General features: G+C 66.0%; 20 protein-coding genes. 7 read left to right on the top strand and 13 right to left on the bottom strand.

Annotation, left to right across the window (positions count from 1 at the left end):
- Positions 1-138: 138 nt before the first annotated feature.
- Positions 139-1338 carry an MFS transporter gene (locus AKL29_RS28725; RefSeq protein WP_050386473.1) on the bottom strand — a complete coding sequence of 400 codons (1200 nt, stop codon included), beginning with the start codon at positions 1336-1338 and terminating at the stop codon, positions 139-141.
- 171 nt (positions 1339-1509) lie between these two features.
- On the opposite strand from AKL29_RS28725, the gene gcvA reads away from it, so the two are divergent.
- Positions 1510-2421, top strand: a complete 912-nt coding sequence (gcvA, locus tag AKL29_RS28720; protein ID WP_050386472.1) for a transcriptional regulator GcvA — start codon at positions 1510-1512, stop codon at positions 2419-2421.
- A 9-nt stretch (positions 2422-2430) separates the two neighbouring features.
- Here the strand turns inward: gcvA and rimM are convergent, their stop codons facing one another.
- The 3 genes from rimM to ffh all read right to left on the bottom strand — a co-directional run bounded on the left by rimM (position 2431) and on the right by ffh (position 4935).
- On the bottom strand, positions 2431-2952 hold the full coding sequence (gene rimM, locus AKL29_RS28715) for a ribosome maturation factor RimM (RefSeq protein WP_028336282.1): 522 nt from the start codon (positions 2950-2952) through the stop codon (positions 2431-2433).
- Between the two features lie 18 nt (positions 2953-2970).
- On the bottom strand, positions 2971-3303 hold the full coding sequence (rpsP, locus tag AKL29_RS28710; protein WP_016847621.1) for a 30S ribosomal protein S16: 333 nt from the start codon (positions 3301-3303) through the stop codon (positions 2971-2973).
- Between the two features lie 84 nt (positions 3304-3387).
- The gene (gene ffh, locus AKL29_RS28705; protein ID WP_018269389.1) at positions 3388-4935 is read right to left on the bottom strand and encodes a signal recognition particle protein; all 1548 of its coding nucleotides are present in this window, start codon (positions 4933-4935) and stop codon (positions 3388-3390) included.
- Positions 4936-5363: 428 nt separating this feature from the next.
- Between ffh and AKL29_RS28700 the strand changes: the two genes are divergently transcribed.
- Entirely contained in the window at positions 5364-6428 is a 1065-nt protein-coding gene (locus tag AKL29_RS28700) for an MBL fold metallo-hydrolase (protein WP_050386471.1), read from the top strand.
- 51 nt (positions 6429-6479) lie between these two features.
- Here the strand turns inward: AKL29_RS28700 and AKL29_RS28695 are convergent, their stop codons facing one another.
- Positions 6480-7220 carry an SIMPL domain-containing protein gene (locus tag AKL29_RS28695; RefSeq protein ID WP_050386470.1) on the bottom strand — a complete coding sequence of 247 codons (741 nt, stop codon included), beginning with the start codon at positions 7218-7220 and terminating at the stop codon, positions 6480-6482.
- Between the two features lie 5 nt (positions 7221-7225).
- Positions 7226-7936, bottom strand: coding sequence for a GyrI-like domain-containing protein (locus AKL29_RS28690; RefSeq protein ID WP_050386469.1), 711 nt, complete (start codon positions 7934-7936; stop codon positions 7226-7228).
- 182 nt (positions 7937-8118) lie between these two features.
- Between AKL29_RS28690 and dapF the strand changes: the two genes are divergently transcribed.
- The gene (gene dapF, locus AKL29_RS28685) at positions 8119-9003 is read left to right on the top strand and encodes a diaminopimelate epimerase (protein WP_050386468.1); all 885 of its coding nucleotides are present in this window, start codon (positions 8119-8121) and stop codon (positions 9001-9003) included.
- A gap of 5 nt (positions 9004-9008) precedes the next feature.
- The gene (gene mtaB, locus AKL29_RS28680) at positions 9009-10283 is read left to right on the top strand and encodes a tRNA (N(6)-L-threonylcarbamoyladenosine(37)-C(2))-methylthiotransferase MtaB (protein WP_050386467.1); all 1275 of its coding nucleotides are present in this window, start codon (positions 9009-9011) and stop codon (positions 10281-10283) included.
- Positions 10284-10543: 260 nt separating this feature from the next.
- On the opposite strand, the gene AKL29_RS28675 is transcribed toward mtaB, so the two are convergent.
- Both AKL29_RS28675 and AKL29_RS28670 read right to left on the bottom strand, forming a co-directional pair.
- Entirely contained in the window at positions 10544-11683 is a 1140-nt protein-coding gene (locus AKL29_RS28675; RefSeq protein WP_028336289.1) for a DUF2336 domain-containing protein, read from the bottom strand.
- 161 nt (positions 11684-11844) lie between these two features.
- Positions 11845-12546: an RluA family pseudouridine synthase gene (locus AKL29_RS28670; protein WP_028336290.1), complete on the bottom strand. Its 702-nt coding sequence runs from the start codon at positions 12544-12546 to the stop codon at positions 11845-11847.
- A gap of 49 nt (positions 12547-12595) precedes the next feature.
- Between AKL29_RS28670 and ftsY the strand changes: the two genes are divergently transcribed.
- Together ftsY and AKL29_RS28660 are read left to right on the top strand one after the other, a co-directional pair.
- Positions 12596-13540, top strand: coding sequence for a signal recognition particle-docking protein FtsY (gene ftsY, locus AKL29_RS28665; protein ID WP_050386466.1), 945 nt, complete (start codon positions 12596-12598; stop codon positions 13538-13540).
- Positions 13540-14142, top strand: a complete 603-nt coding sequence (locus AKL29_RS28660; protein ID WP_050386465.1) for a septation protein A — start codon at positions 13540-13542, stop codon at positions 14140-14142. The genes ftsY and AKL29_RS28660 overlap by 1 nt, the downstream gene beginning before the upstream one ends.
- 184 nt (positions 14143-14326) lie before the next feature.
- Here AKL29_RS28660 and AKL29_RS28655 read toward each other — a convergent pair whose 3' ends face one another.
- The 5 genes from AKL29_RS28655 to ccmA all read right to left on the bottom strand — a co-directional run bounded on the left by AKL29_RS28655 (position 14327) and on the right by ccmA (position 17232).
- The gene (locus tag AKL29_RS28655; protein WP_028336293.1) at positions 14327-14920 is read right to left on the bottom strand and encodes a DsbE family thiol:disulfide interchange protein; all 594 of its coding nucleotides are present in this window, start codon (positions 14918-14920) and stop codon (positions 14327-14329) included.
- A complete protein-coding gene (gene ccmD, locus AKL29_RS28650) occupies positions 14917-15096 on the bottom strand; it encodes a heme exporter protein CcmD (protein ID WP_028336294.1) in 180 nt (59 codons plus the stop codon). The genes AKL29_RS28655 and ccmD overlap by 4 nt, the downstream gene beginning before the upstream one ends.
- A gap of 4 nt (positions 15097-15100) precedes the next feature.
- The gene (locus AKL29_RS28645; RefSeq protein WP_050386464.1) at positions 15101-15889 is read right to left on the bottom strand and encodes a heme ABC transporter permease; all 789 of its coding nucleotides are present in this window, start codon (positions 15887-15889) and stop codon (positions 15101-15103) included.
- A 75-nt stretch (positions 15890-15964) separates the two neighbouring features.
- Positions 15965-16633 (bottom strand): heme exporter protein CcmB, encoded by a 669-nt coding sequence (gene ccmB, locus AKL29_RS28640; RefSeq protein ID WP_050386463.1) that lies wholly within the window; start codon positions 16631-16633, stop codon positions 15965-15967.
- Positions 16630-17232, bottom strand: coding sequence for a heme ABC exporter ATP-binding protein CcmA (ccmA, locus tag AKL29_RS28635; RefSeq protein WP_050386462.1), 603 nt, complete (start codon positions 17230-17232; stop codon positions 16630-16632). Before ccmA ends, ccmB begins: the two co-directional genes overlap by 4 nt.
- Positions 17233-17472: 240 nt before the next feature.
- Between ccmA and acnA the strand changes: the two genes are divergently transcribed.
- Positions 17473-20193, top strand: coding sequence for an aconitate hydratase AcnA (acnA, locus tag AKL29_RS28630; RefSeq protein ID WP_050386461.1), 2721 nt, complete (start codon positions 17473-17475; stop codon positions 20191-20193).
- The last annotated feature ends 117 nt before the right edge of the window (positions 20194-20310 follow it).

Genomic DNA, 20310 nt, shown 5'->3' with positions numbered 1-20310 from the left:
TTTGCTCGTCAGAGCAAAGCGGGTGGGGATCTGCTCTGTCAGCTTGCAGCGTCGCCCGCGGCTGACCCCATCCCGACCTTCCCCCTTTCAGGGGGAAGGAGAAGACAGGCAGTCGCGCGGACTTAGGCATGTTATGCGTCACGCCTTCGTCGCATCATCCGCGAGATGCCGCGCCAGCACGACCGCAAGCGGACAGATCGCCAGCGCCGTGAGCGCGGTTGCTGCGGTCGCGAGCCTCGGGCCGAGCGCGTCGCCAAGCAGGCCGTAGATAACAGGCGCGATCGCGCCCGATCCGATCGTTCCGGTATAGAACAGCGCGAAGGCGCGCTCGGTCTGATGCGCGGGGGTGAGCTCGGGCACGGTGCCGTAGAGCACCGATGACGTGCCGTTGAGCATCACGCCGAGCAGCGGCAGCAGCACGATGGCCGGTGCGAGCGGCAACGCCAGCACCGCGACGATCAGCGCCGCCGTGCCGCCTTCGGTGATCAGCACGGTGCGCAGCGTGCCGACCCGCGCGCCGAGCCAGCCGCAGGTGAATTTTCCCGCGGCGCCGCCGATGAAGACCAACGCCAGCGCGAGGCCGTTGGTCGGCAGCGAGGCGCCCTTGTCGCGCAGCAGGAACGGCAGGAAGGTGAGAAAGCCCATCCTGACCGCGGTGTCGAGAATTCCGATCGCGAGCAGCCAATGAAAGCCGCGGCCTGTGCTGGCGCCGCGCGATGCTGATGTCGCCTTGTGCTCGGCGCCCCTGCCGACGGCCGGCATCCAGAGCGCAATGCAGATCGCGACGAGCAAGCCTGCGAGAGCGAGCACGAGCAGCGTGTGCCGCCACGACATGATCACCAGCAGGATCGAGGTCAGGGCCGGGATCGCCGCCTTGCCGAGATCGCCCGAGAAATTGTAGATGCCGAGCGGCCCGCGCGCCGCCGCGCCATAGGCACGCGACACCGCGGCGGATGCGATCGGATGCTGCGTGCTCGAGCCCGCGCCGGAGAGCGCGAGCGCCAGGCCGAAGCCAATGACACCGCCGGAGAATCCAGCAAACGCGTAGCCGAGCGCCGACAGCGCCGTGCCCGCAATCAGGATGATCTTGCCGTCGATCCGCTCTGCCATGCGTCCGACCGGAATCTGCAGCCCGGCCATGGCGCCGGCATAGAGCCCGCGCAGCAGCGCCAGCAGCCCGTAGCTCAGCGCAAATTCGGCCTGCCAGACCGGCAACAGCACGTAGATGACGTCGGTGTAGCCGTCGTGGAGGGCGTGGTTGAGCCCGGTCACGGTCAGGGTGCGGGTTGACCGGGCACGGTCGGGCCGCGTCGTGCCGGTTTCGGCCGACACGCTCATTGCCGCCCTCTAATGCAAGAAAATCTAAAGCTTGGGCGGGCGAGCATCAGAAGGGGACCTCAGAAAAGAAAGCTATGCAAGGAGCTTGCATGGCAGTATGCGCCGCCAAGGCGCTTGTCACAAATCAGTAATGATCGGATCATGCGTTAGAAAATCTTGTATTGAGGGATCATGTTCGTCCCACGCCGCAGCCTGCCGCCGCTCAATGCGGTCCGTGCCTTCGAGGCCGCCGCCCGGCTCGGCAGCTTCAAGGAAGCCGCCGCCGAGCTCAGCGTGACCCATGGCGCGGTCAGTCAGCAGATCCGCCTGCTCGAGGAATGGCTGGGCGCGCCATCGCTGTTTCGGCGATCGGTGCGGCGCGTGGTGCTGACGCCGGCGGGCGCGGCATTGCTCGCAGAGTTCGCACCTGCGCTCGACCGGATTTCCGCCGCCGTGCAGCAGCATCGCGAGCGGCGCGGCGATCTGGCGGTCGCGGTGTTGCGCGTCAATGCGCTCGCGACCTTCAGCCTGCGTTGGCTGCTGCCGCGGATGAGCCGGTTTCGCGCCGAGCATCCCGATATCGAGGTGCGCCTGAGCACGTCGAACGATCCGGTGGATGCGTTGTCTGAATCATTCGACGTCGTGATCCGCGGTGGCCCCGACACCTTCCACGGCTTCTCGTCACGTTTCCTGGTGTCGGAGCGCAGATTGCCGGTGTGCAGTCCGTCGCTATTGGCGCAGCTGCCGCTCAATGAGATCGCGGATCTCTCCAGGCACACGCTGCTGCATGTCACGTCGATGCCGCGGCTGTGGCGCGACTGGCTCACCGAGGCCGGGCAATCCGCGCTGGAGCCGGCGGCCGCGCTGACCTTCGATCACTTCTATCTGACGATCCAGGCCGCGCTCGATGGTCTCGGCGTCGCGATGGGACCGACCGCGCTGATCGCGGACGATCTCGCGGCCGGGCGCCTGGTGACGCCGTTTCCGGATGTCAGCCTGCCGGCGCGGAGCTACTTCGCTTACTTCCCGGCGGGGCGCAGCAACGATCCGCTCAGCGCGGTGTTCTGCGACTGGCTCGAGCAGCAGGGCCGGATGACGGGTTGAAGATATTGATCAGGCCGCCGACGGATCGTCGCCGTCGATTTCCTTGGGCAGGTCGATCACCACGCGGCCGCCGTCGAGATCGACGGTCGGCACCACGGCATTGGTGAACGGCAGCAGCATCGTCGCGCCCTGCGGCGGGGCGATCTCGATGATGTCGCCGGCGCCAAAATTATGGATCGCGATCACCTTGCCGAGCGGCTGATCCGTCGTGGTCACCGCGGCGAGCCCGATCAAATCGGTGTGGTAGTATTCACCGTCGTCGGTGTCCGGCAGCCGGTCGCGCGGAACGTAGAGCTCGAGACCGTTGAGCCGTTCGGCATCATCGCGGCTGGCGACGCCCTTCAGCGTCACCACCAGATGGTCCTTGGCCTCACGCACATGCGTGACCTCGAACTGGCGCGTGCCGTCCTTGGTCATCAGCGGACCGTAGTCCTTCACGGCCAGCGGATCTTCGGTGAAGGTCCAAAGCCTGACGGCGCCGCGCACGCCATGCGCAGCGCCGATACGGGCGACACAGACCGGTGCAGCCACCGTGGTCGCCGTTCAGCCTTAAGCCTTGGCGGCGGCTTCGGCCTGCGCCTTGCGCTCCTTGCGCGGCACGGCCTTTTCCGGGTTGTTGCGCGGTGCGCGCTTCTTGACGCCGGCGGCGTCGAGGAAGCGGGTCACGCGATCCGACGGCTGCGCACCCTTGGCGAGCCAGGCCTTCACCTTGTCCATGTCGAGCTTCAGGCGCGACTCGTTGTCCTTCGGCAGCAGCGGGTTGAAGTGGCCGAGACGCTCGATGAAGCGGCCATCGCGCGGGAAGCGCGAGTCGGCGACGACGACGTGATAGACCGGACGCTTCTTGGTGCCTGCGCGAGCGAGGCGGATAACAACGGACATTCAGTTCTCCTTCAAAGGTCGATGTGTTCGATTGATTGGCATTCCGCGTCGCGCCGGCCGTATGCGAGCCGTCGCGACGAATCCTCATTTCTTCTTGCCCGGGAAACCGCCGAGGCCCGGCAGCATCGGCTTGCCGGAAAGGCCGGTCAGGCCCGGCACGTTCGGCAGGCCGCCGCGCAGCCCGGCCGGCAAATCCTTCGGCAGATTGGGCAGGCCGCCGCCGGCGCCGCCCTGCATCTTCTCGGCGAGCGCCTTCATCTCCTCGGCCGAGGGCGGCTTCATGCCGCCGCCAAATCCCATCGCCTGCGCGATGCCGGCGAGCGGGCCGCGCTTGCCGCTGCCCATGGCCTTCATCATGTCGGCCATGTTCCGGTGCATCTTCAGCAGCTTGTTGACGTGCTCGACGCTCTGGCCGGCGCCCGCCGCGATGCGCTTCTTGCGGCTCGCCTTCAATATGTCCGGGTTCTTGCGCTCCTGCCGCGTCATCGAATCGATGATCGCGACCTGGCGCTTCAGGATCTTGTCGTCGATGCCGGCCGCCGCGATCTGGTTCTTCATCTTGGAGATGCCGGGCATCATGCCCATCAGGCCGCCGATGCCGCCCATATTGGCCATCTGCTGCAGCTGTTCGCGCATATCGTTGAGGTCGAACTGACCCTTGCGCATCCGCTCGGCGGTGCGCGCGGCCTTCTCGGCGTCGATATTGGCGGCGGCCTTCTCGACCAGCGAGACCACGTCGCCCATGCCGAGGATGCGGCCGGCGATGCGGTTCGGATGGAAGTCCTCCAGCGCGTCGGTCTTTTCGCCGGTGCCGATCAGCTTGATCGGCTTGCCGGTGACGGCGCGCATCGACAGCGCCGCGCCGCCGCGGCCGTCGCCGTCGACGCGCGTCAGCACGATGCCGGTGAGGCCGACGCGCTCGTCGAACGAGCGCGCGAGGTTGACCGCGTCCTGGCCGGTGAGGGAGTCGGCGACCAGCAGCACTTCATGCGGGTTGGCGGCGGCTTTGATCTCGGCCGCCTCCTTCATCATGTCTTCGTCGAGCGTGGTGCGGCCGGCGGTGTCGAGCAGCACGACATCGTAGCCGCCGAGCTTGCCGGCCTCTAGCGCGCGCCTTGCGATCTGCGGCGGCATTTGGCCGGCGACGATCGGCAGCGTCGGAATGTCGAGGTCGCGGCCGAGCACCGCGAGCTGTTCCATCGCCGCCGGGCGGTAGACGTCGAGCGAGGCCATCAGCACCTTGCGCTTGTCGCGCTGGACCATGCGGCGCGCGAGCTTCGCGGTGGTGGTGGTCTTACCGGAGCCTTGCAGACCGACCATCATGATCGGCACCGGCGGCACGGAATTGATATCGATGGTCTGGCCGTCGGAGCCGAGCGTGGCGACAAGCTCGTCATGGACGATCTTCACCACCATCTGGCCCGGCGTCACCGACTTGACGACGGTGGCGCCGATCGCCTGCTCGCGGACCCGGTCGATGAAGCTGCGGACCACCTCGAGCGCGACGTCGGCTTCGAGCAGCGCGCGGCGCACCTCGCGCATCGCGGCATCGACGTCCTTTTCGGTCAGCGCGCCGCGCCCCGTCAGACGATCGAGAATGCCACCAAGCCGTTCCGACAGATTGTCGAACAATGCCGTTGTCCTCTTTTACCTCTCCCCGCCTGCGGGGATAGGTCGCCGCGCACGTGCGCGGCGGGTGAAGGGGGTACAGGGCTATCCACACGCACAGTGCGCGGAGAGAGCCCCTCACCCCGACCCTCTCCCCGCAAGAGCGGGGCGAGGGAGAAGGAAATCCAAACACTTTCGCGCCCGAGGGCGCATCGCGCTGTCGGACGTTGGCCTCTGGCCTCCAGGACCAGTCGGCGGGTCGAAAAGACGGAGCTTTCCGAGAAAGTGGCCGCGTTAAACGCTGCCGGGGCGGCAAAGTCAAGGAAAGTTTCGCTGAAATCCGCTCAGTTCGGACAGTAAGGTACTGAAATTACGTCGATTTGCCGTCTTGGTTCCGAAATTCGCTGCTGCCACCCATATAACCGGAGCCTGCCTCCTATTCCGGAACCCGCGTGCTGATCACCCGCCGCCGCCTTCTCGCAACCTTGACCGGAGCCGCCGCGGCGATCGGCCTGCCCTCGATCTGGATGACCAAGATGAAAACCTACGACGGCCCCGTCTCCGATCATTTCGACGGCCTGCACTTCTTTGATCCGGACGGCTCGCCGCCGAAATCGCTTGGTGAGGTGCTGCGCTGGCAGTTCGGGGGCGGCCGGAAGCGCGCGGTCTGGCCGGAATGGGCGCCGAGCCCCCATGCCGATACGCCGCCGCCCCGCGTCGAGGGCGACAAGGTGCGGCTCTGCTTCGTCGGCCATGCCAGCTGGCTGATCCAGACCGCGGGCCTCAACATCCTGTTCGATCCGGTCTGGTCGATGCGGGCCTCGCCGTTCAGCTTTGCCGGGCCGAAGCGGCGCAACGATCCCGGCATCGCATTCGATAAACTGCCGAAGATCGACGTCGTGCTAGTGTCGCACGGCCATTACGACCATCTCGACGTCGCGACGCTGTCGAAGCTTGCGGGCGCATTTGGTCCTCGCGTGATCACGCCGCTCGGCAATGACGTCACGATGCGTGCATCCGATGCCGCGATCAAAGCCGAAGCGTTCGACTGGCATCAGCGCGTCGAGCTCGGCAATGGCCTTGCCGCGACGCTGGTTCCGACGCGGCACTGGTCGGCGCGGGGGCTGTTCGACCGCAACAAGGCGCTGTGGGCGAGTTTTGTCTTGGAGACGCCGGCCGGAAAGCTCTACATCGTCGGCGATTCCGGCTACGGCGACGGGGGGCATTTCCGCCGGGTGGCCGAGGCGCACGGTCCGTTGCGGCTCGCGATCTTGCCGATCGGCGCCTATGAGCCGCGCTGGTTCATGCGCGACCAGCACATGAACCCGGAGGATGCGGTGAAGGCGTTGGCCGATTGCGGCGCCGCCCAGGCGCTGGCGCATCACCACGGCACATTCCAGTTGACCGACGAGGCGATCGACGCGCCCGCGATCGCGCTTGGCGAAGCGCTCGACGCGGCGAGCGTGCCGCGCGAGAAGTTTCTGACGTTGAAGCCCGGGCAGGTGTTCGAGATTTGAACGCTGTTTGGGATTGAGTTGTCGTCCCGGCGAAGGCCGGGACGACAATCGCTACTTCTCCTTGATCGCCCAGGAGACGCTGACATTGACCGTCAGCGTTTCCTCGCCTTGCGCCACCGGCGTCGGCGCGGCGAAGCCTGCCGTCGCCATCTTGGGACGGAACACCGGGACCGGCGCCGAGCCGACCTCCGCGATATTCACGGGCGCGCCGAGCGTGACGCCGGCGGCCTTGGCGTAGATCTCCGCCTTGCGGCGGGCGTCGGCGATCGCCTTTTCGCGCGCCTCGTCGAGCAGCTTCGATGCCTGCGACACCGAGAAATTGAGCCCGCCGATATCATTGGCGCCGGCGCCGACCAGCACGTCGATGACGCTGGCGACCTTGCTCACATCGTGCAGCCTGATCGTGACGCGATTGCTCGCGTGGTAGCCGACGATGCTGGGCGGGGCGTTCGGCGACGACGGCCCACGGTTGGCGAATTGCGGCTGCAGCGACAGCCGCGAGGTCTGAAAGTCCTTCTCCGCGATCCCGGCGCCCTTCAGCGCGGCCAGCACCTTGCCCATCGTCACATTGTTGGCTTCGGCGGCTTCGCGTGCGGTCTTTGCGTCGGTGGTGACGCCCGCGTCAAGCTGCGCCTGGTCGGGCGGCGCCGACACGGTCGCCTCGCCGGTGACCGAAATCGCCGGCGGAAAGTCGTCATTGGCCAGTGCGGGCGCAGCCAGCAGCGTCGTCGCGATCAGGGTGGCGGCGAAGGGGAGGCCGAAGGGGAGGCCAAGGAGAAGGCGATGGGTCATTTGGCTCACTTCAGGGGTACGTAGACGTTGATCACAAGCTTGTCCTCCGCGGTCTTCAGCGGATCGGTGATGTATTCCTCGATAAAGGTGTCCTTGGCTTCGAGCTTCTTGTCGTCGAGGTGGTTGGTGATCGCCTCATAGGTGTTGTCCATGTTGTCGTAGGAGCCGCGATGGACGAACTTCAGCGCCTTGCCGTCGGGCGAATTGCCCATGCTCATGTTCTTGCCGAGGTTCCTGACGTCCTGATCGACCGGGATCTCGGCGATGAAGGTGAAGCCGGTGTCGTCGGTCGAGGTGTAGACGATCATCGGATTGCCCGATGCCTTGACGCTGTCCTTGTCGAGCAGCGCGGTAAGCTGCTTGAACGCCTCGATCAGCGCGTCGAAGGCGGAATCCCAATTGGCGGTGCCCTTCAGCATCACGACCTTTTTCGGCTCCAGCGTGAACGGCTCGCCGAAGGGATCGGCGGTCTGCACCGGGGCTGCCGGCGCCGGCGCCGGGGTCTGCGCTGCGGCCGGGCTGTCGGCCGGCGACTTGGTCTCGGCCGGCGGGGGCACCGGCGTTGCCGATGGTGCAGGCGCCGGGGTCGGGCTCGGGCTCGCCGCGGGAGCGGGCGAGGCTGACGGCGACTGGGCGGGGGCCGGGCTTGCCAGTGCGATCGCGGCCAAGGCCAGCAGCGCGACCAGGGCCGCGCGGAGCGTGTTGATACGGTTCATTGGTATTCTCCATCCCCTTCCTCGAACGGCCGCTCGATCTGTCCCGGCGCGCGGTCCGCGAGATGCGATATTCCTAACACGCTGGTTCTGCATTCGTCCCATGACAGATGTGTCATGGGGCCATTCAGGCTGGCTAACGGCCCACCACTCGCCATATAACCGGGCAGAATTTGGGAAAATCGATGAGCGCGCTCGCCAATCACGCATTCGCCAAGATGAACGGCATCGGCAACGAGATCGTCGTCGTCGACCTGCGCGATTCAGAGGCACAAGGTCGGGCACAGGTGTCGGCGGCAGAGGCGCGCGCCGTGGCTTCGCCGGCCGGTGTGCCCTACGACCAGCTGATGGTGCTGCAGCCGCCGCGACTCGAGGGCACCGAAGCGTTCATCTCGATCTACAACAATGACGGCTCGGAGGCCGGGGCCTGCGGCAACGGCATGCGCTGCGTGGTGCGGCGGATATTCGAGAAGACCGGCCAGACATCAGCGACGTTCCAGACCCGCGCCGGCCTGCTCAATTGCTGGCAGGGGCCGGCGCCCGATCTCTACACCGTCGACATGGGCGCGCCGAAGTTCGGCTGGCAGGACATTCCGCTGGCTGAGGAATTTCGCGACACCCGCTACATCGAGCTGCAGGTCGGGCCGATCGACAATCCGGTACTGCACTCGCCATCGGTGGTCTCGATGGGCAATCCGCATGCGATCTTCTGGGTCGATGACGTCAATGCCTACGATCTCGAACGTTTCGGGCCGCTTTTGGAAAACCATCCGATCTTTCCGGAGCGCGCCAACATCACGCTCGCCCATATCGTCGATCGCGACCACATCACGATCCGCACCTGGGAGCGCGGCGCCGGCCTGACCAGGGCCTGCGGCTCGGCAGCCTGCGCGACGGCGGTCGCGGCGGCACGGCTGAAGCGTGCCAACCGCGTCGTCGAGATCACGCTGCCCGGCGGCAAGCTCGGCATCGAGTGGCGCGAGCGCGACGATCACGTGCTGATGACCGGCACCGCCGATTTCGAGTATGAGGGCCGCTTCGATCCGGCGCTGTTCGCCAGCGTTGCTTGATCGTTATGGGCGTCGATGTCGTCACCTTTGGCTGCCGCCTCAATTCCTTCGAATCCGAGGTGATCCGCCGCGAGGCCGAGCAGTCGGGGCTTTCGGACACCATCGTCATCAACAGTTGCGCCGTCACCAACGAGGCGGTGGCGCAGGCGCGGCAGTCGATCCGCAAGCTGAAACGTGAACGCCCGCATGCGCGCATCGTCGTCACCGGCTGTGCGGCGCAGACGCAAAGCCGGATGTTCGCCGAGATGGCCGAGGTCGATCGCGTCGTCGGGAATGACGAGAAGATGCGCGGCGACGCCTGGCAGGCGACGCGCACTGCGTTCGAGGCGCCGTTCGGCATCGATGCGAGCGAGAAGGTCGCGGTCGCCGACATCATGGCGGTGACCGAGATGGCGCCGCATCTGCTCGACGGCTTCGAACGCGGCCTGCCGCGGGTGTTCGTTCAGGTGCAGAACGGCTGCGATCATCGCTGCACCTTCTGCATCATCCCCTACGGCCGAGGCAATTCGCGCTCGGTGCCGATGGGCGCGGTGGTCGATCAGGTCCGCGCGCTGGTCGAGCGCGGCCATGCCGAGATCGTGCTGACCGGCGTCGATCTCACGAGCTATGGCGCCGACCTGCCCGGCGCGCCGAAACTCGGCCAGTTGACCCGGCAGATCCTGCGCCATGTGCCCGAGCTGAAGCGGCTGCGCATCTCGTCGATCGATTCGATCGAGGCGGATCGCGACCTGCTCGATGTCATCGCCGACGATGCGCGGCTGATGCCGCATCTGCATCTGTCGTTGCAGTCCGGCGACGACATGATCCTGAAGCGGATGAAGCGCCGGCATTCGCGGAAGGACGCGATCGATTTCTGTGCGCAGGTCCGCCGGCTGCGGCCGGACATCGCTCTCGGCGCCGACATCATCGCGGGCTTCCCGACCGAGTCTGAAGAGATGTTCGCGCGTTCGCTCGATCTGGTCGAGGAATGCGATCTCACCTTCCTGCACGTGTTTCCCTATTCGCGGCGTCCGGGCACGCCGGCCGCACGGATGCCGCAGGTCGATGGCGGCGCGATCAAGGAGCGCGCCAGGCGGCTGCGCGCGGCAGGCGAAGCCGCGCTGCTGCGCCGGCTTGATGCGGAAGTCGGCGCGACGCGCGAGGTGCTGATCGAGAGCGGCACGCAGGGCCGCACCGAGCACTTCCTGCCGGTCGCGATCGAGAGAGATGTGCAGGGCATGGTGCGCGCGATGACTATCCGCGGCCATGACGGTGCGCGGCTCATTGCATCGGGCCGCTGAGAAAGTTCGCTCCCATTGTCGTCCCGGCGCAGGCCGGGACCCATTGCCCCAGATCTCAATTGTTGCGCGACGCTGGGGCCGCGATCTCGAACGGTCACCGAATGCGGTGGTTACGGGTCCTGGCTTTCGCCAGGACGACGAATATGGGGAGCCGCGCATGGCGCCTCCGGAGCAGCGGATCACCTGTATTTCGCAGGTGATGATACTGAACGAGCTATTTGACAGGTTGAATCTCTACATGGGCATCGTGCATGACGCACTCAGTGCGTGCGCCCGCCCAGCCTTGCCGGCTGCGACGCGCGAACCTGCCAGAACCGCAGCAGGCGATCGGCGTTTTCGCGGGTCAATTTCGTGAACTGGCCCTTCGCATGGGCGAGTTCGACCGGTCCCATGGAGCCGGTGGTATAGCGACATTCCATCACCGCGGCGGCGGTATCCCAACTCAGGCCTGCCGCCCGGCACGGCACCAGCAGGCCTTCACTGCGCAGGCTTTGCATCAGGGAGCGGATCACCTCGATGTTCGACTGCGCAAGATACGCCAGCGCAACGATGGTCTCTTCATATTTTCGCTGCCTGGCGAAACCGAGCAGTGAGGCTTCGTTGAGCTCGCCGTCGTCCTTCAGCTTCGCGACGTGGTGCTTGGCCGCGGTGAAGTCGCGGACCTGCGACATGTCGCGCTCGACGCCGGCGGCGACCGCGGCGATCGCGTGCCGGATCTCTTCGAACAGATAGGGCGGGGCGCGTTCCAGTAGACGGCCGCGAACCTCTTCCGTCGCGCGGCGCAGGAGCTGAAGGCGGAGCTCCGACGGCAGGTCCGCGCGAATGCCGGTCTCGACCGCAAGCACCGGATCGTGTTCGGCCTGCGCGAGGATGACGGCAAATCCGCCCGGCGATACTTTGGCGCCGGGATTGGTGACCAAGCGGTGGCTCACGCTCGCAAAGCGACGCGCCAGAAGCGCGTCAGTGACGACCTCCTTCAGCCACCAGCGGCCGGCGACGGCGAGCAGATGCTGCTCGCTCTTGGTCCGTGCGATCTCGACCAAATCGTCCGCGCTGAGCCGCGACGATTCCTGCAGGATCGGCCGCGCGATCCTGATCTCGTCATTGCTGGCGAGACGACGAATGATCGCGGGCGGTGCCTGGGCGACCGGTGCGAGCTGCTCGCTGATGTCGGTGAGCGCCATCCGGGCGCTGATGTCGGCGAGCGCGCGCAACTCGATGGTCTTCACCAGACGCTCGAGCACGTTGTCGAACAGCTCGATCTGTTCGCTGTTGAACTTGCCGGCGGATGCGAGGAAGAGGCTGGTGACGCGTCTTGCCGTGGCCAGGCATTTATCGGCGGAGCCGGCGCGTATCGCAGCCTCGACCTCGTCGACAATAGCTTGTCCATCATTCAGCATTGCTCGTCCTGAGCCGTCGCGGCGCGCTTTTTCTAAGCCGCCTGCAGGACTATCCGATGGGCCTGAATGTTCCGTAAAGGATAATTGTCCGTAAAATCACGGAGGCTAAAGCGCGATGAGGTTGGGGCTGGAAAACCGCTTCGCACTTTTCCGGATCATGCTTAGTCGCCGTTCCAGCCGCAGGCCCTGAGCCGCTCCCGCATGTGTTCGGGTGCCGGCGCCACCACATGCACCGGGTCCTTGTTCCTGGAGATCGGGATGCCGATCTCGCGGGAATGCAGATGCAGGGTCGGCTCACCGAAGCGCGGACCGTTGCCGTAGATATTGTCGCCGACGATCGGCCAGCCCATCGCCGCCGAGTGCACCCGCAGCTGATGGGTGCGGCCGGTGACCGGCTCCATCGCGAGCCAGGTGAGGCCGTCGCCACGCCCCAGCACCTTCCAGTTGGTGATCGCCTTCTGGCCATCCGGGTCCGGCTTCTGCCACCAGCCGCGCTCGGCGTTGAGCCGGCCGAGCGGCATGTCGATGGTGCCTTCATCCTCGGCAGGGCCGCCCTCGACCACCGTCCAATAGGTCTTCGAGATCTTGCTGTGCTTGAACAACAGCCCGAGAGAGGCGGTCGCCTTGCGGTGGCGTCCCAGGACAAGGCAGCCAGACGTGTCCTTGTCCAGCCGATGCGCCAGCACCGGCGGCCGCGGCAGGCCGAACCGCAGCGCGTCGAACGAGGCCTCCAGATTGGGCCCGCCCTTGGGACCACGATGCACCGGCAGGCCCGCCGGCTTGTCGATCACCAGCATCAGCCCGTCGCGGTGGAGCACCCGGCCCAGGATTTCTTCCGCGGTCAATTGGGGAACATCGATCAATTCGTCGAGACTTTCGTTTATGGGCCGAAACGGCTAACACGTCCGCGCCATGAACGATACCACTGCGGGAACTCCAAAACAGAGCTGGTGGCAGCGGCTGAAGGGCGGCCTGAAGCGGACCTCGAGTTCGATCGGGACCGCGGTCGCCGACCTCGTCACCAAGCGCAAGCTCGATTCGGCCATGCTCGATGACATCGAGGATGTGCTGCTGCGCGCCGATCTCGGTACCGATGTCGCGGTCCGCATCGCGGAGGCTGTCGGCAAGGGGCGCTACGACAAGGCGATCTCGGCCGACGAGGTCAAGGAGGTGGTCGCGACCGAGGTCGAGAAGGTGCTGTCGCCGGTGGCGAAGCCGCTCGAGATCGATGCCGCGATGCAGCCGTTCGTCATCCTGGTGGTCGGCGTCAACGGCTCCGGCAAGACCACGACGATCGGCAAGCTGGCGGCGAAATTCTCCGCCGAGGGCCGCAAGGTCATGCTGGCCGCCGGTGACACCTTCCGCGCCGCGGCGATCGAGCAGCTCAAGGTCTGGGGCGAGCGCACCAAGTCGCCGGTCATCGCCGGCGCCCAGGGCTCGGATTCGGCGAGCCTTGCCTTCAGCGCGCTGACCGCGGCCAAGGAGCAGCAGCGCGACGTGCTGCTGATCGACACCGCCGGCCGCCTGCAGAACAAGTCCGAGCTGATGAACGAATTGGAAAAGGTCGTGCGCGTCATCAGGAAGGTCGATGCGTCGGCGCCGCACGCGGTGCTGCTCGTGCTCGACGCCACGGTGGGACAAAATGCGTTGTCGCAAGTCGAGGCGTTTCATCGTACGGCAGGCGTCACGGGGCTCGTGATGACCAAGCTTGACGGCACCGCGCGCGGCGGCATCCTTGTCGCGCTGTCGGAGAAGCACAAGCTGCCGGTGCATTTCATCGGCGTCGGCGAAGGCGTCGAGGACCTCGCGCCCTTCGCCGCGAAGGATTTTGCCAAGGCAATTGCCGGAATCGATTGATGGACAAGACCCAGCCGCACCCGCTGTTCAAGCTGGCGACCGAACTCGGGCCGCTGCTCGTGTTCTTTATCGCCAACGCCAAATACCATCTGTTCGTCGCGACCGGCGCGTTCATGGTGGCGATCGTGGCCGCGATGATCGCATCCTATGTGGTCACCAGGCACGTGCCGATCATGGCGCTGGTGACCGGCGCGATCGTCTTGGTGTTCGGCACGCTGACGCTGGTGCTGCACGACGAGACCTTCATCAAGGTCAAGCCGACTATCATCTACGGGCTGTTCGCGGCCGTGCTCGGCGGCGGGCTCCTGTTCGGCCGGTCCTTCATTGCCATCATGTTCGATCAGGTGTTCAACCTGACGCCGCAGGGCTGGCGCATCCTCACCATGCGCTGGGCGCTGTTCTTCGCCGGCATGGCGGTGCTCAACGAGTTCGTCTGGCGCACGCAGACCACGGATTTCTGGGTGAACTTCAAGGTGTTCGGCGTGACGCCGCTGACCATGATCTTTGCCATCGCCCAGATGCCGCTGACCAAGCGCTATCACCTCGAGCCGGTCTCGCTGGAGGCGAGCGAGGCCGACGCGGGCGACGTGCGGAAGGGGTGATCACCGCTCTGCTCCTCGCCCCGCTCTTGCGGGGAGAGGGTTGGGGTGAGGGGTCTCTCCACGGACAGGCTCGGAGCCTATTACAAACACCGTCCAGAGCCCCTCACCCGAAATTCCCGCTTCGCGCGAATTTCGAGCTCTCCCCGTAAAGGACGGGGAGAGGGAGGCCAGTAAGCCGCTGTCACTAGCTGCCCGCCGCGAGCGCCTTCTCGATCTCGGCCTTGAGCACGCGGTTGACGTTGTCCGGGGTCACCGGGCCGACCAGCTTGTAGACGATGGTGCCCTCGCGCCCGACCAGGAAGGTCTCGGGCACGCCATAAACGCCCCATTCGATCGAGGCGCGACCGTTGCCGTCGACGCCGACGATGCCGAACGGATTACCGTAGCGGCCGAGGAAGCGCCGCGCGTTCTCGGGCGAGTCCTTGTAGTTGATGCCGATGATCTGGAAGCGCTTGTCCTTGCCGAGCTCGGTCAGCAGCGGCGCCTCGTCGTGGCAGGGGACGCACCACGACGCCCAGACATTGACGACCGAGACCTTGCCCTTGAAGGCGGCGGGATCGAGACCGGGGACCGGCGCGCCGTCCCGCACCAGGCCGTCGAGCGCGGGCAGCGCGGTCTGCGGCGCCGGCCGGCCGATCAGCGCCGACGGGATTTTCGAGGGATCGCCGCCATAGAGCCGCAGCAGGAACAGCCCGGCGAGGCCGAGAAAGATCAGCAGGGGCAGCACCACCAGCAGGCGGCGGGCTTGCGGCGGGCGGTTGGTCGCCTGATCGCTCATCTTGTATCTGCCGCACTGCGGCCGGAGCGGCGCGTCACGCCGCTGGCCTCGATCTCTCTGAGACGCGCCTGTTGCCGGCGATAGTCGGCGATGATCCAGACGATCAGCAGCAGCACGACCGCCGCGACCAGCGCGTAGGACGTCACGATGAAGGAGGCGTAGGGACCAAGCGCCATCGTGTCACGCCGCTCCAATTTCGTTTGACGCGGTTGCTTGCGAACCGCCGCCCGTCTCGCTCGTGAACGAGACGCGGCTCGCCTGCATCATCTGCAGGCTGCGCACGCGCCGGCGCAGGATCTCGTTGCGCATCGCCGCCAGGTGCAAGGTGATGAACAGCAGCGAGAACGCGATCGCCATCACCAGCAGCGGCCACAGGAACGCCTTGTCGAGCGTCGGCCCGCCGGCGCGAAACACCGAGGCCGGCTGATGCAGCGTGTTCCACCAGTCGACCGAGAACTTGATGATCGGGATGTTGATCGCGCCCACCAGCGTGAGCACCGCCGCCGCCCGCGCCGCGCGCGACGGGTCCTCCACCGCGCGCCACAGCGCCATCAGGCCGAGATACATCAGGAACAGGATCAAGACCGAGGTCAGGCGCGCATCCCACTCCCAATAGGTGCCCCACATCGGCCGGCCCCACAGCGAGCCGGTGACCAGCGCAAGGAAGGTGAAGGCGGCGCCGATCGGAGCTGCGGCTTTCGCGGCGACGTCGGCGAGCGGATGCCGCCACACCAGGGTGCCGAGCGCGGCCACGCTCATGACGCCCCAGACGAACATCGACAGCCACGCGTTCGGAACGTGGATGAACATAATCTTCACCGTGGCGCCCTGCTGGTAGTCGTCGGGCGCCATCGCCGATTGGTAGAGCCCGATCGCGAGCAGGATCACGGTCACGCCGGCAAGCCCCGGCAGGATGCGCGCGGTCAGCGCCAGAAACTTGGTCGGATTGGCGAGGTCGGTCAGCGTCATGGCACCCTGATAATCGTCCGGCGTGTCGCAGGCAATTGGCCGATTTCCTCCCGGCGAGATTTGATCGGGCTCATTTCAGTCCAGCCCGTGCCGCAGGCTCGCGGCGGCGGCAAAGGGGCCGATCACGAGGCTGGCAAGCGACAGCGCGCAGAGGATCGAGAACGGCGTTCCAAACGGCAGAGGCCCCGATATCGCCGCCTGCGAGGCCGCAACACCGAAGATCAGCACCGGGATCGACAGCGGCAGCACCAGCACCGCCAGCAATAGCCCGCCGCGATGCAGCGTCACGGCCAGAGCCGCGCCGATCATGCCCGTGAAGGTCAGTGCCGGTGTTCCCGCCAGCAGCGTCGCCGCAACCGCGAGCGTCGCGGTGCCGTCGAGATTGAGCAGCAGGCCGAGCACCGGGGTTGCGATGATCAGCGGCAGGCCGGCGGCGATCCAGTGCGCCAGCGCCTTGGCGGCGCAGGCGAGTTCCAGCGGCGTCCGGCTCATCACGATGAGGTCGAGCGAGCCGTCGTCGTGGTCGGCCGTGAACAGGCGGTCGAGGGTGAGCAGGCTCGCCAGCAACGCGCCGAGCCAGAGGATGGCGGGGCCGAGCCGCGACAGCAGCGCGAGATCCGGTCCGACCGCGAACGGCATCAGCACCGTGACGGTGAGGAAGAACAGCACGCCGATCAGCGCGCCGCCGCCGACGCGCAGCGCGATGCGGATGTCGCGCCGGATCAAGGCGCCAAGCGCGCTCATGCCGCGCCTCCCATCCGCAGATCACGCGCATCGATGCCGAGCGGAAGGTGCGTCGCCGCGACGATCAGGCCGCCGCCGGCGAGATGGTCGCGCATCAGGTCGACGAACAGCGCCTGTCCGGCCGCATCGAGCGCCGATGTCGGCTCGTCCAGCAGCCACACCGGCCGCCGCACCGAGAGCAGGCGCGCGATCGACAGGCGGCGGCGCTGCCCGGCGGAGAGGTAGGCCGCCGGCAGATGCGCGGCGTGGTCGAGCGCCACCGCGGCAAGGCAGCGGCCGGCATCCTTGGTCTCGCCGCCGAGGAATTCCCGCCAGAAGGACAGATTTTCCGCAACGCTCAGCGCCGGCTTCAGGGCGTCGCGGTGGCCGAGATAGTGGGCCTGCTCCGGCAGGCTGAGCTCGGCGTCGCCGCCCTCGAGCGCGACCACACCCTCGGCGGGGACCAATAGCCCGGCGAGGACGCGCAGCAGCGAGGTCTTGCCGGCTCCATTGGGGCCGGTGATGGCGAGCGCCTCGCCTGACGTGGCCGACAGATCGAGGCCGGAAAACACCTCGCGCCCGCCGCGCACGCATTTCAGATTTCGTCCCGAGAGCCGCATGGTTCGTCTTGTCACAGCCCTCTGAAATCTTTCGCTACCGCGTGAGAATTTTTGGGTCGCGCAACGCTGTCGCACGCTTGTCGGTGTGGCGGCGCTTCTAGAAAGGTTCTATAAGCCCGGAACTTGATGCAGCACACACAATCGGCGGCCGCAACCCACCCCAGGCCATCCCTTGGCCAGTGTCGACCGCCGGTGTTTAGTTACCCTTGCCGGGTATAACTGAGAATTGGGATTCCTCGCATGACCTCGCTCGACAGCTTCAAATGCCGCAAGACCCTGAAGGTCGGCGGCAAGTCCTACGTCTATTACAGCCTGCCCCAGGCAGAGAAGAACGGACTGAAGGGGATTTCGAAGCTGCCGTATTCGATGAAGGTTCTGCTGGAGAACCTGCTGCGCAACGAGGACGGCCGCACCGTCAAGAAGGAAGACATCGTCGCGGTGTCGAAGTGGCTGAAGAAGCGCCAGCTCGAACACGAGATCGCGTTCCGCCCGGCGCGCGTCCTGATGCAGGATTTCACCGGCGTCCCGGCCGTGGTCGACCTCGCGGCGATGCGCAACGCGATGCAGAGCCTCGGCGGCGATGCCGAGAAGATCAACCCGCTGGTGCCGGTCGATCTCGTCATCGACCACTCGGTGATCGTCAACTTCTTCGGTGACAACAAGGCGTTCGCGAAGAACGTCACCGAGGAATACAAGCAGAACCAGGAGCGCTACGAGTTCCTGAAGTGGGGCCAGAAGGCGTTCTCGAACTTCTCGGTGGTGCCGCCCGGCACCGGCATCTGCCACCAGGTCAATCTCGAATATCTGGCGCAGACGGTGTGGACCAAGAAGGAGAAGATGACGGTCGGCCGGAAGACCGGCACCTTCGAGGTCGCCTATCCCGACTCGCTGGTCGGCACCGACTCGCACACCACGATGGTCAACGGCCTCGCCGTGCTCGGCTGGGGCGTCGGCGGCATCGAGGCGGAGGCCTGCATGCTCGGCCAGCCGCTGTCGATGCTGCTGCCTGAGGTGGTCGGCTTCAAGCTCAAGGGCCAGCTCAAGGAAGGCGTCACCGCGACCGACCTCGTGCTGACCGTCACCCAGATGCTGCGCAAGCTCGGCGTGGTCGGCAAGTTCGTCGAGTTCTTCGGCCCGGGCCTCGACTATCTCTCGGTCGCGGACAAGGCGACCATCGGCAACATGGCGCCCGAATATGGCGCGACCTGCGGCTTCTTCCCGGTCGACGCCGCGACCATCGATTACCTGAAGACCTCGGGCCGCAAGGCCGATCGCGTCAAGCTGGTGCAGTCCTATGCCAAGGCGCAGGGCCTGTTCCGTACCGCCAAGTCGACCGACCCGGTGTTCACCACCACGCTGACGCTCGACCTCGGCGACGTCGTGCCGTCGATGGCCGGGCCGAAGCGCCCCGAAGGCCGCATCGCGCTGCCGGCGGTGTCGACCGGTTTCGCGACCGCGCTGGTCGGCGAATACAAGAAGCCCGAGGGCGAGCAGAAGCGTTATGCCGTCGAGGGCCGTGACTTCGATCTCGGCCATGGCGACGTCGTGATCGCGGCGATTACCTCCTGCACCAACACCTCGAATCCGAGCGTGCTGATCGGCGCCGGCCTGCTGGCGCGCAAGGCGGCCGCCAAGGGCCTCAAGGCCAAGCCGTGGGTGAAGACCTCGCTCGCGCCGGGCAGCCAGGTGGTGGCGGAATATCTCGCCAATTCCGGCCTGCAGGCCGATCTCGACAAGGTCGGCTTCAACCTGGTCGGCTTCGGCTGCACGACCTGTATCGGCAACTCCGGCCCGTTGCCGGAAGACATCTCGAAGTCGATCAACGAAAACGGCATCGTTGCCGCCGCCGTGCTGTCGGGCAACCGCAACTTCGAAGGCCGCGTCTCGCCCGATGTGCAGGCCAACTACCTCGCCTCGCCGCCGCTCGTCGTCGCGCACGCGCTCGCCGGCACCGTGACCAAGGATCTCGCGGTCGAGCCGCTCGGCATCGGCAAGGACGGCAAGCCGGTGTTCCTCAAGGACATCTGGCCGACCGCCAAGGAGATCAATGCCTTCATGAAGAAGTACGTCACCGCGACGATCTTCAAGAAGAAGTACGCCGACGTGTTCAAGGGCGATACCAACTGGCGCAAGATCAAGACCACGGAAAGCAAGACCTATCGCTGGAACATGAGCTCGACCTATGTGCAGAACCCGCCCTATTTCGAGGGCATGAAGAAGCAGCCCGACCCGGTCACCGACGTGGTCGACGCGCGGATTCTCGCGATGTTCGGCGACAAGATCACCACCGACCACATCTCGCCGGCCGGTTCGATCAAGCTGACCTCGCCCGCCGGCAAGTTCCTCAGCGAGCACCAGGTGCGCCCCGCCGACTTCAACCAGTACGGCACGCGGCGCGGCAACCATGAAGTGATGATGCGCGGCACCTTCGCCAACATCCGCATCAAGAACTTCATGCTGAAGGGTGCCGACGGCAATATTCCGGAAGGCGGTTTGACCAGGCACTGGCCCGACGGCGAGCAGATGTCGATCTACGATGCCGCGATGAAGTACCAGCAGGAGAGCGTGCCGCTGGTGGTGTTCGCCGGCGCCGAATACGGCAACGGCTCGTCGCGCGACTGGGCCGCGAAGGGCACCCGTCTGCTCGGCGTGCGCGCGGTGATCTGCCAGAGCTTCGAGCGCATTCATCGCTCCAACCTGGTCGGCATGGGCGTGCTTCCGCTCACCTTCCAGGACGGCACGTCGTGGTCCTCGCTCGGCCTCAAGGGCGACGAGAAGGTCACGATCCGCGGGCTGCAGGGCGATCTGAAGCCGCGCCAGACGCTGACGGCCGAAATCGTCTCCGCTGACGGCGGCAAAAAGGATGTCCCGCTGCTCTGCCGCATCGATACGCTGGACGAGCTCGATTACTATCGCAACGGCGGCATCCTGCATTATGTGCTGCGCAAACTCGCGGCCTAAGGGCCCCTTGTTTGAGCATGGTCTATCCGGAAAGCCACTTCACACTTTTCCGGACCATGCTCCAACGCGGATTTGTGATCGGTGCCTCACTGCTTAGTGAGTAGCGGCTAAAAAGAA

Origin of the sequence: Bradyrhizobium pachyrhizi, assembly GCF_001189245.1 — a bacterium.
GTDB classification, from domain to species: Bacteria; Pseudomonadota; Alphaproteobacteria; order Rhizobiales; family Xanthobacteraceae; genus Bradyrhizobium; species Bradyrhizobium pachyrhizi.
This window is presented reverse-complemented; position numbering and strand designations above follow the sequence as displayed.